Below are 10,270 nucleotides of genomic sequence, written 5' to 3' on the forward strand. Positions count from 1 at the left end.
GTTCATGTGTATTTCCTTCCCTGTTCTGAAAACGCATACGCTTTGCCGCAGTCATTCGCTTAAAATGCCGCTGACCCGGTATGTTGATTTGTTTGTTGTTGAAACTGTTTGCGCTTTCACCACAAAACACAACAATAAATAACATTTACTCTAATCGCTTTGTCGGTGATTTTCTTTGATGTAGGACAAATTAAGTGTACTTTGATTTTAATTTTACACCTTGAAGATCGAATTAAAAAAAACCGTGCCGCCCAAAGCCATTTATCCAAACGCATAGTGTTGTTATGCGTTTGTGCCTGTCATTAATTTTTGTCGTTAAATTGATTGAATACGCAATATTATAGCTAAAACACTATTCTCCACATATAGATACGACTTTTTATTCTGGTTTCTGTCATGTAAACATGCAAGGCTTGATTGTTTCGGATTGCTGCGTGATGAAAAAGAAAGTGGTTTGGCTGTATTAATTGTAATCACTGTGTTTCTGAAAACCCGGTAAGCCTATGCTGTAGTAGTGTGTGCCTAATCGTGTTGCCAAGCCAATGATAAATAACAGGTTTAATGTGTAGGCGTTAATGGCATCAAACAGATTCAGCAAATACAACAGTGCACCCATTAATAAAGCAATGCTGCCGTAAACATCTTTGCGCAGGATAATCGGAATGTCGTTCACCAGCATGTCGCGCACGATGCCGCCGCCAACAGCGGTAACAAAACCGAGCATGAGCGTGCCGAATATGTTTAATTGCAGCTGCAAGCCGATTTGTGCGCCGGTGAGGCTGAATGCGGCTAAACCGATGGCGTCGGCGGTGATGAACCATGTGGCAATCAAGCGTTGGCGGTGCTGATGCAGACGCAGCAACCATGAAAGCAAGAGGGTGATAAACACCACGCTCAATGCGGTGTTTTGCAAAAATACGCGCGGGATTTGCCCAATCAGTGCGTCGCGCAGCATGCCGCCACCAATGGCGGTGAGCAGGGCAACAATCATGACGCCGAGCAAATCCAGCCGCTTACGAAATCCCACCAAATAGCCGGAAATGGTGAACGCAATTGTGCCGATGATGTGCAGTATTTCGGTAACATTCATGATGTAATCAATTGATCAGGCTGAAAAAACCGCCATTCTCCAACGGATAAACCGTCGGTGCGCCATGCGCCGAATTGTTCGCGGTGCAATTGTTCAACACGATTGCCTGCGGCGGCAACCATGCGTTTGACTTGGTGGTATTTGCCGTTGCTGATAACCATGATTAAGGTGTGTGCGTCTGCCAATTCAGCCTGTTCGGCGCAAACGGTTTCATTGTCGTCATGTAGTAACACACCCGAGCGCAGTTGTGCGCACAGGCGTTCATCAGCGGCATGTTTCAGTACGGCGCGGTAACGTTTCGGTACTTTGTGTTTGGGTGAGGTGATGCGGTGGTTGAATTGTCCGTCGTTGGTGATAATCAACACGCCGGTGGTGTCGGCATCTAATCTGCCCACGGCTTGCATGGGTAAATTGAGCAAGTTTGGCGGCAACAGGCTGAATACCGACGGGTAATGCTTCGGTTTGTGTGAGGTTTCGTAATCGGCGGGTTTATTCAATAAAATGTAAAAAAACGGGTAGGGTACGGGAATCTGTTTTTCGCCGTTGATTTCAAGAGCAACCACGTCGTTTGGCGCGATGTCTTCATTGGTATTGTTTTTCAGGCAGCCGTTAATGGCAATCAAGTCATATTGAATGAGTTGTGTGCATTGCTTGCGGCTGCCCAAACCTTGGGCTTGCAGGTATTTGATGATGTTCATAATGAATATAAAGGCTGCCTGAAACGGTTTTCAGGCAGCCTGAAAACAGCGGTTTCAGCTGAAAAGAAAGAAAATTAAGGTGTGCAGGATAAACAGCGGCACCAAAATGCCGAATGACCATGCCATGTAGCCAAAGAAGCTGGGCATTGCCACGCCGCGCTGAACGGCGATGGAACGCACCATAAAATTGGGGGCATTGCCGATGTAGCTTAATGCGCCCATAAACACTGAACCCATGGATACCGCTAATAAGGTGGTGGTCATTTGGTGCATCAGCACGGCGGCATCACCGCCCGACATATTGAAAAATACGAGGTAGGTTGGTGCATTGTCCAAAAAAGCAGACAGTAAACCGGTCATCCAAAAATACATGGCGTTAATCGGCTCGCCTGCGCTGTTGTGAACCAAGCGGATTAAGCCGCCGAACGCGCCGGATTCGCCCGCTTTAAGAATGGCAATCACCGGGGTGATGGTAATAAAAATACCCAAAAACAGTTTACCTACTTCCAGCATCGGCTCCCAGTTGAATTCATTACCGGCGCGCACAGGATTGGGTGTAATTTTGAGTGAAACCAAAGTAATCACAATTAAAAGAACATCGCGAGCTAAGGCGGGTAAGCCGATTTCTGTGCCTAAAATATTGAAAGCAACATCGCTTTTCCATAAGCCCGACAGCAAAACCGCGCCGACCACGCCTGCCAGCAATACTAAATTGCGTTTACCGTAAATTTTTAATTTGGAATCCGGTGAGGGATCTTTTGAAAGCAATTCTTTTTCCATGCCGTAGAAATGGCGGTCAATCAGGTAAAACAGCACCAGCAATACAATGCTACTGATGATAACAGGCAGCATCATGTGTTTGATTGTCCAAATAAAATCAACGCCTTTCAGGAAGCCTAGAAACAGTGGAGGATCGCCCAAAGGGGTTAAGCCACCGCCGATGTTGGCAACCAAAAAGATAAAAAATACCACCACATGCACGCGGTGTTTGCGGTTGTCATTGGCTTTTAACAACGGACGAATCAACAGCATTGCCGCGCCTGTTGTTCCCATAATTGATGCCAACAGTGTGCCGATGGTGATCAAAACGGTGTTTACACGCGGGCTGCCGTGCAGATTGCCCCACACCAAGATGCCGCCGGAAACGGTGTAGAGTGCCAGTAGCAATAAAATAAACGGAATGTATTCTTCCAAAACGGCATGAACAACGGTGTGTACGCTTGCGCCAAAGCCGAATACGGCGGTAAACGGCAATAAAAACAGCATTGTCCAAAGCGCGGTGATTTTGCCGAAATGATGATGCCATAAATGACTCGCCGCCAGCGGCAATATCGCAATGGAGAGCAGAATCAGCGCGAAAGGCATGCCCCACCACAGACTTAAAGATGCGTTATTCAACTCGGCGGCGGCAGCGGTTGCGGGCAAAGCCACTAGACCAAACAAAAACAGGGCGGCTTGAACAGACATGCGTTTTTTATCCTTAGGTTGCCTGAAATCAAAACAAGCATGGTAATTGTGAAATAAATTTATTGCCCAATTCTAAATGAAAAGAAGTGTCAATGCCAATTAACCGTTTTTTCCACACAAAATATGCCATGAATTGGATTGGGTAAACCGATGGAGATAAGGTGCTTTTTGTCTCTTAATCAGGCTGCCTGAAAAAACAGTAAGACAGCCTGTTACAGCGAGGGCAGCTGCATCATTTCAAGTGTAAAAATAAATGCCGATTGCGCAAAATCGGCATTTTGCATGACATAAGCCGTTTTGTTAATATGATTTATGCGGCAAGAATTTTCCTGACAACACCATATTCACGCGATCAATTTTTTGCTGAATATCTATTCAAAAATCAAATAGTTGAAATATTTAAATTTAATCGCAATCCCAGTTGTTGCAAGGCTTCTGCCAAGGTATCGATTTTGGTGGCATGGTGCAAATTCACAATGCGTTGCACATCTTGCGGGCGGGTGGACAGCCGACGCGCCAGCTCGGAATTACTGATATTTTGGTGCACCAATTCATTCAGCAACAACACTTTTGCCCATGCACTGGCGGGCAGTGCCACCCACTCTTCGCCCTTTTGTAATTGAACCGAGGGCATTGGTACAGTACGGCGGTCTTCAAAATAGAAATCCATGGCGGTTAATAAAGCGTCCGCCGCCATTGCTCGTGCGTCTGTCAAATCATCGCCGCAGGTAATGGCTTCGGGAATATCGCGAAAGGTAACAGTATAGCCGTTGTCTTCTTGGCTGAATTTTGCAGGATAGTACATGATTAAACTCTCATTCGGATTGGGTGGCGGCGGCAAGCCTTGCTGCTCGCCTGTTTGCTTATTTCAAACTCAACTGTTTTTTCACACCTTCCACCAAGCCTTTCGGTAATTCTTTACTTGGGTGGCGCGGCAATATGGTTTGCTTGCCGTTGTAATAAAGTTTCAAATGCCGCGAGGCATCTTTTACTTCAACACCTTGAGCAAGTAACCACCTAAGGAACTCGCTCTGCTTCACCACTCAATCCTTCCTAATTCGTTGAACATGGGTATATATTAAACAAAAATGTTTAATATATCAAGCAGAATTTAAACTTTTTTGTATAAAAAAGCTGCCTGAAATGGTTGGGATTTTTTACAGAGAAAATTTAACCCAGTTATCCAGGATAGTCCCTAAATTTATATTAACACCAAGCCTGCCGCCGCTAAAAAACCGCCCATAACGGGCGGTTTTTTTCACTGTGTATCAGCCAACTTCGGCGGCGTATTGTTCCGCATTCAGTAAACCATCAAAATCAGCGGGATTGGCGGGTCTGAGTTTGAAGAACCAGCCTGCGCCGTAAGGGTCGCTGTTGGCGGTTTCGGAGGCATCAATTAAGTCTTGGTTAATTGCGGTTACGCTGCCGGCAATCGGGGCATAAACATCAGAAGCGGCTTTTACCGATTCGACCACGCCTGCCGTTGCTTCGGCTTCCAATACCGCGCCCACGGCGGGCAGTTCCACAAACACAATATCGCCCAGTAAATCTTGAGCGTGTTCAGTGATGCCGATGGTAATCGTACCATCGGTTTCCAAACGCAGCCATTCATGGCTGGCAGTGTATTTTAAATCGGTAGGGATTTGACTCATTGGGTTCTCCGAAAAGGGTAATAATCAAGGTAAAGCGGCAAACAGGATTTCAAAGCGAGCCTGTTTTTTCAGGCAGCCTTTATATTTAATCAATCAGCTAATTAACACTCAATCAAACTGTTTTTTGCCATTGCGCACAAACGGCAATTTCAATACGCGCACTTCAGTGAGTGTGCCGCGAATGTTCACTTGTGCGGTGTCTGCCGTGGTTTGCGGTACACGGGCGATGGCAATGGATTGCTTGAGGCTGGGTGAGAATGTGCCGCTGGTAATAACGCCTTCGGCTGCGTTTGGTACAACCACAGTCATGCCTTCGCGCAATACGCCGCGGCTTTCCAGCAATAAGCCCACTTGTTTCATGGCGATGCCTTGTGCTTTTTGCTGTGCCAAAGCGGCGTGACCGATAAATTCGCGGTCGTCTTTCATGGCAACCGTCCACGCCATACCGGCTTCCAGCGGGCTGATGTTGTCGTCCATGTCGTGTCCGTAGAGATTCATGCCCGCTTCCATGCGCAGGGTGTCGCGCGCGCCCAAACCACAGGGCGCAACACCTGCCGCGTGCAGTGCTTGAAAAAATGCGGCGGCTTCTGCGGCAGGCAAAATCACTTCCACGCCGTCTTCTCCGGTGTAGCCTGTGCGTGCAACAAACCAGTTATTGCCTAAATCTGCGCCTTGAAATACCTGCAAACCGCGCACGGTATCTGCCCACTGCGGTTTCACGCACAGTAATTTGTCTATGGCATTGGGACCTTGCACCGCCAGCATGGCCAAATCATAACGCGGGGTAATGACCACGCCGAAATCCGCGCCCACGGCATTGAATTGTGCCAAATCTTTATCACGCGTGGCGGCGTTGGAAACGATGCGGTATTGGGTTTCGGCTTCATTGGTGCGGTAAACAATAAGGTCGTCAATCACGCCGCCTTTGTCGTTGAGCATTGGGGAATACAGGGCTTTGCCGACAAAACCGAGCTTGGCAACATCGTTGGCAAGCAGTTTTTGCAGCCACGCTTTGGCGTGTTCACCGCTGACATCACTCACCAGCATGTGCGATACATCGAACATGCCCGCATCGGTGCGCACGGCTTCGTGTTCTTTGATTTGAGAGCCGTAATGAATGGGCAAATTCCAGCCCGAGAAATCCACCATTTTGCCGTCGGCGGCAAGGTGTGCTTCATAAAACGGTGTGTTTTTAGGTGCGGTCATGAGTGGTTTCTTTCATGAAAACAAAAAGTTCGCATCGGCTTGAACTGCTGCCGATACGCGCCCTATCTGTCCTGAAACCTGAGATTTTCGACAGCAGGCTGCCTGATAATATTTCAGGCAGCCTGCTGTCTTTTCCCCTTCGGTGGGCGCACTGCGCCGCTCTCCAGATGTTGGTGTCCGTGAAGGACGGTTTTACAGTCCGTTTACCTGAGCGATTTAAGGGTGTCTGCGCCTTCGGTGTTGCCGCGGATTACTTTATTCGCGGCAATCTCTCCTGCAAATAAGGCGGAATTATCCGCTAATCGGTGTTTGTTCGGCAAGTAAATCAACGCACAAAGCATGTTGTTTGACCAAATAAGGAACGGTTACACCGCTGTTATTGAGTAAAAGAAACGGCTCACTTTAATTTACGGTTTCATTAATTGTATATATAAAGATATTGCAGGCAGCCTGAAATACCCATTGCGATGATCACTGCTGATTACTTTACCCGTTCAAATACCGCTGCAAAAAAACCGTCGGTATGGTGTTCGGCAGTATTCAGCCGCAAGTATGTGCCGGTGTTGAGCGGAATTTTTTGGCTTGTCAATAAATCGGCGGCAGACAATGCTTTCCAGCTCGGATTTTCTGCCAAAAAACGTTCGGCTTGGCGTTCATTTTCGTCGGGCAAAACGCTGCAAGTGGCATACACCAATCTGCCGCCGATGCGCACCAATTGTGCGGCGGCGGATAAGATTGAATATTGCTGTGTACACAAGGCGGCAATGCGTTCGGCGGATTGGCGGTATTTTAAATCGGGATTGCGCCGCAAAGTGCCTAAGCCCGAGCATGGCGCGTCCACCAATACACAATCGGCTTTGCCGTGCAAACGGTCGATGCGTTTGTCGTGTTCGTCGTCAATGCGCTGCGGGTGAATATTGGTTAAACCGGCACGAATCATGCGCGGTTTGAGATTATTCAGGCGTTTTTCAGCGGTATCAAAGGCGTATAAACGTCCGCTGTTGTTCATCATTGCGCCCACTGCCAAGGTTTTACCGCCGGCACCGGCACAAAAATCCACGATCATTTGTCCGCGTTTCGCACCGGTGAGCAGGGCGAGTAATTGGCTGCCTTCATCTTGTACTTCAACGCTGCCGTCAAGAAACAGCGGGTGTTTGTTGACGGCAGGTTTGTCGGCAAAACGAATGCCCCACGGCGACAATGGTGTGGCAGTACCATGTAAATCTTCTGCTTGCCATTGTGCCAATACCGCATCACGGCGGGCTTTGAGGATATTGACGCGCACGTCCAAAGGGGCGTTTTGCATGGCGGTTTTGCCGAATGCCAAAATAGCATCGTCTTGCCAGCCGTTTTGGCGCAAAACGGCAATGAGTTCAACAGGCAGTTCGGCAGCGGTGTTTAAGGCATCGGCAAAGGTGTTTTTTTGCGACTTCAGCGCGGATAACCAAGCGGATTCTTCTTCATTGCATAAAGAGCTGAGTGCTTGTACGCTCACGCCGCGCCCCAATACCAAAGCCGCCAATGCGGCTTTTTTGGCTTGGGTATGCGGTTTTTTCAGCGCGGTTTGGATTTTTTGCAGATGACGCAAAGCGGCAAACACCGTTTCGGCGATTTCATGGCGGTCTTGTCTGCCCAGTTTTCGTTGCCGACGGAAAAATGCCGACAAAATTACATCAGCAGGCTGCCTGAAAAGTAAAACATCAGATAAAACGTCGGTGGTGTGTGCCAGTTGGGTGGAGTTAATCATTTGGGTGGAATTGCCTTGCCGTTGAGTTTGACGCTTTTCAGTTTCAATGTATAGGTTTTGCCGTCGTCGGTGTAGGTGATTTTGGCGGGAATATTCGCCCATTGCGGCGAAAAAGCGTAGTCAATCACATCATTGCCTCGGGTTACACGGTATTGATTGACTTCGGTGTCGTTGCCGTTGATGCGCATCTGCGTGGTGCCGATGCGTTTAAGTGCGCCGACCGTATAAAGTTTTTTGCCGTTGGTGATGCGCAGCTGATTGGGCAATTGTCCCTCGTTCATTGCCAATTGCCATGCCAAAGTGAATAAATCGAATACAGCACCATTTATTTCTGCCGTTTTCATTTCTTCGCCCGTTTTGCCGTACACCACTTTGCCGCCGCCGAATTTGGCTTGGGCATAGAGCTTGCCTTTGCGGGTATCGGTGTAAACGGCAGGATTTAAGGTGTTGCCCGAAACCGTGCCTTGTGATTGAAAACGCATTTGATACATCGGTACATTGATGTCGGCGGTTACGCGGTATCGGTTGTTGCTTTGGCTGAATGTCATGGCGGCGGGTACGCCGTAGGGACCGATATATTGCAATTGTACCTGCTGCGGAAAATCGGCTGCCTGAACAGCAGACAGATTCAGCAGCAAAGCCATGAATATTGCCGATAAGGCAATGATTTTTTGAAGTGTTGTTGTCATGTGAGTGTCCTTGAAAACCGATGAATTATCGCACGGCTACGGTGTTGCATTAACTCAATTTTTGTTTTTTCAGGCGCAAAGCGTTGCCCAAAACAGAAATGGAGCTTGCCGCCATAGCCGCACCGGCAATCACAGGGCTGAGTAAACCCAGCGCAGCCAAGGGAATGCCCAAAATATTGTAGAAAAACGCAAAAAACAGGTTTTGGCGAATATTGCGCATGGTGGCGCGAGCCAGCAGCAGCGCATCGGCAACTTGATTCACTGAATGCTGCATTAAAGTGGCGGCGGCATGGGTTGCCGCATCTGCACCATCAACCATAGCAAAGCCGACATCGGTGGCGGCAAGCGCGGGCGTGTCGTTGATGCCGTCGCCCACCATAGCGACCACGCGGTCTTGCTGCATTAAGCCGCGAATGGCTTCGGCTTTGGCGCGCGGGCTCATGTGTGCATGATAATGGATAATGCCTGTTAAATTGGCAATGTGGCGCACCACGCCGTCGTTGTCGCCGCTGTTCATTGAGCCCGCCGTTTGAGTAAAGGCTTGGATTCGCCGGTTAAATGGCTCTCATCAAACCATGCTTCACCGCTGAGAACCACATCGTCTGCCGCCGCTACTGCCGCATAACGGTTTAACACTTTTTCAATGCGCGTGGCACAGGCTTGGCAGGTCATGCCGTCAATATGGAAACGGATTTTTTGTTCCATGATGAACGATTTCCTTCAATAAACAGTTGCGCGAAAAAAGAAGCGAGTAGGATAAATGCGGCGTTTCGGCATATTTAAAGGTGGATTTTAATACCGAAAACGGCGGAAACAGCCGCAATTTACGGTTTCAGATTGTGAGTATGGCACAGCAGATTGCCACTCTGCGCGGCATTATCATGCGATTGTGAATTTTTAGATATTTTAACCACAAAAGTTGTTGTCGTGTCAGCCAAAACAGGCTGGCTGAATGTGTTTCAGGGCAATATAGCTAAGCTGCTAAATTTTTCAAAATGATCAGCTGGGAAAACTACGGTTAATTGTCTCAAATCTGCTGAATTAAATCATGGTTGCTTTTTTAAAAAATAATAATATAACTTTATATAATTAATTTTATTTTAAAGGATAGTAACATCGAAATTATATATTAACTATCTTAAACAGCTAATTTACAAAGTATGGGGTATATGCGTTATCTAAGTTTGGAAATTAATAAGAGAGCTGTCTAAAAATATTATAGCAGTATTTTCAGGCAGCTTTATTGTAACTTAAGTAACTATTTTGAATTTAAACAACTAAAATTTTTAACAAAGAACAAAAAATAATTTGTGATTTTTTGTTAATATGATAATGTAGAAGATAATGGATATTTGAAGTATTTCAGCAGGAAAGGAATTTTTATGAAAATAGATCATGATGTGGCACATGGTGATGTTATATGCACCTTAATCATGAAGTCTTTTGGAAGAATGTTTAAAAAATAGATGATTTTGATATGATTAGGCTGGAAATAAATTTGAAACAATTTATCAAGGATTTGAAATGGAAATAGAAACTCATCGTACCATTAGGGCGTTATTGGTTTTGCCAAGTATTTTAGCTTACTCGGCTGTAATTGTCTATTTTTTAAAGGATATTGGGATAGATGATATAGAGAAAATGAGATATATTGCACAAGCCAACATGAGATTTCCATTTTTTATTTTATTTATTTCATTTATTTTAATAAAACTAAGAGA

Annotated in this window: 11 protein-coding genes, 1 pseudogene and 2 riboswitches; of the genes and pseudogenes, 1 reads left to right on the forward strand and 11 read right to left on the reverse strand. The window is 46.7% G+C overall.

Features of this window, described 5'->3' with window-relative positions; genetic code table 11:
- Positions 1-463: 463 nt before the first annotated feature.
- The 11 genes and pseudogenes from Q384_RS09765 to Q384_RS09820 form a co-directional block, all read right to left on the reverse strand.
- Positions 464-1,090, reverse strand: coding sequence for a trimeric intracellular cation channel family protein (locus Q384_RS09765; protein WP_037587558.1), 627 nt, complete (start codon positions 1,088-1,090; stop codon positions 464-466).
- Positions 1,087-1,788 (reverse strand): 16S rRNA pseudouridine(516) synthase, encoded by a 702-nt coding sequence (locus Q384_RS09770; RefSeq protein WP_037587559.1) that lies wholly within the window; start codon positions 1,786-1,788, stop codon positions 1,087-1,089. Before Q384_RS09770 ends, Q384_RS09765 begins: the two co-directional genes overlap by 4 nt.
- A 54-nt stretch (positions 1,789-1,842) precedes the next feature.
- A complete protein-coding gene (locus Q384_RS09775; RefSeq protein WP_037587562.1) occupies positions 1,843-3,255 on the reverse strand; it encodes a sodium:proton antiporter in 1,413 nt (470 codons plus the stop codon).
- Positions 3,256-3,637: 382 nt separating this feature from the next.
- Positions 3,638-4,060, reverse strand: a complete 423-nt coding sequence (locus tag Q384_RS09780) for a type II toxin-antitoxin system HicB family antitoxin (protein ID WP_037587564.1) — start codon at positions 4,058-4,060, stop codon at positions 3,638-3,640.
- Between the two features lie 58 nt (positions 4,061-4,118).
- Positions 4,119-4,298 carry a type II toxin-antitoxin system HicA family toxin gene (locus Q384_RS09785; protein WP_245608542.1) on the reverse strand — a complete coding sequence of 60 codons (180 nt, stop codon included), beginning with the start codon at positions 4,296-4,298 and terminating at the stop codon, positions 4,119-4,121.
- A gap of 225 nt (positions 4,299-4,523) precedes the next feature.
- The gene (gene gcvH / locus Q384_RS09790) at positions 4,524-4,907 is read right to left on the reverse strand and encodes a glycine cleavage system protein GcvH (RefSeq protein WP_037587565.1); all 384 of its coding nucleotides are present in this window, start codon (positions 4,905-4,907) and stop codon (positions 4,524-4,526) included.
- Between the two features lie 108 nt (positions 4,908-5,015).
- On the reverse strand, positions 5,016-6,113 hold the full coding sequence (gene gcvT / locus Q384_RS09795) for a glycine cleavage system aminomethyltransferase GcvT (protein ID WP_037587568.1): 1,098 nt from the start codon (positions 6,111-6,113) through the stop codon (positions 5,016-5,018).
- A 56-nt stretch (positions 6,114-6,169) separates the two neighbouring features.
- Positions 6,170-6,290: riboswitch (glycine riboswitch) on the reverse strand.
- An 8-nt stretch (positions 6,291-6,298) separates the two neighbouring features.
- Positions 6,299-6,400: riboswitch (glycine riboswitch) on the reverse strand.
- Positions 6,401-6,594: 194 nt separating this feature from the next.
- A complete protein-coding gene (locus Q384_RS09805) occupies positions 6,595-7,857 on the reverse strand; it encodes an RsmB/NOP family class I SAM-dependent RNA methyltransferase (protein ID WP_037587582.1) in 1,263 nt (420 codons plus the stop codon).
- A complete protein-coding gene (locus tag Q384_RS09810; RefSeq protein WP_037587573.1) occupies positions 7,857-8,549 on the reverse strand; it encodes a DUF3108 domain-containing protein in 693 nt (230 codons plus the stop codon). Before Q384_RS09810 ends, Q384_RS09805 begins: the two co-directional genes overlap by 1 nt.
- Before the next feature lie 49 nt (positions 8,550-8,598).
- Positions 8,599-9,060, reverse strand: a pseudogene (locus Q384_RS09815) (HAD-IC family P-type ATPase); the annotation flags it as partial.
- Between the two features lie 2 nt (positions 9,061-9,062).
- A complete protein-coding gene (locus Q384_RS09820) occupies positions 9,063-9,254 on the reverse strand; it encodes a heavy-metal-associated domain-containing protein (RefSeq protein WP_037587577.1) in 192 nt (63 codons plus the stop codon).
- Positions 9,255-10,073: 819 nt separating this feature from the next.
- Here Q384_RS09820 and Q384_RS13415 point away from each other — a divergent pair.
- The coding region (locus Q384_RS13415; protein WP_156956536.1) for a hypothetical protein at positions 10,074-10,270 on the forward strand (197 nt) is incomplete at its 3' end.

The sequence above is a fragment of the Stenoxybacter acetivorans DSM 19021 genome, assembly GCF_000745895.1.
Lineage (GTDB): Bacteria > Pseudomonadota > Gammaproteobacteria > Burkholderiales > Neisseriaceae > Stenoxybacter > Stenoxybacter acetivorans.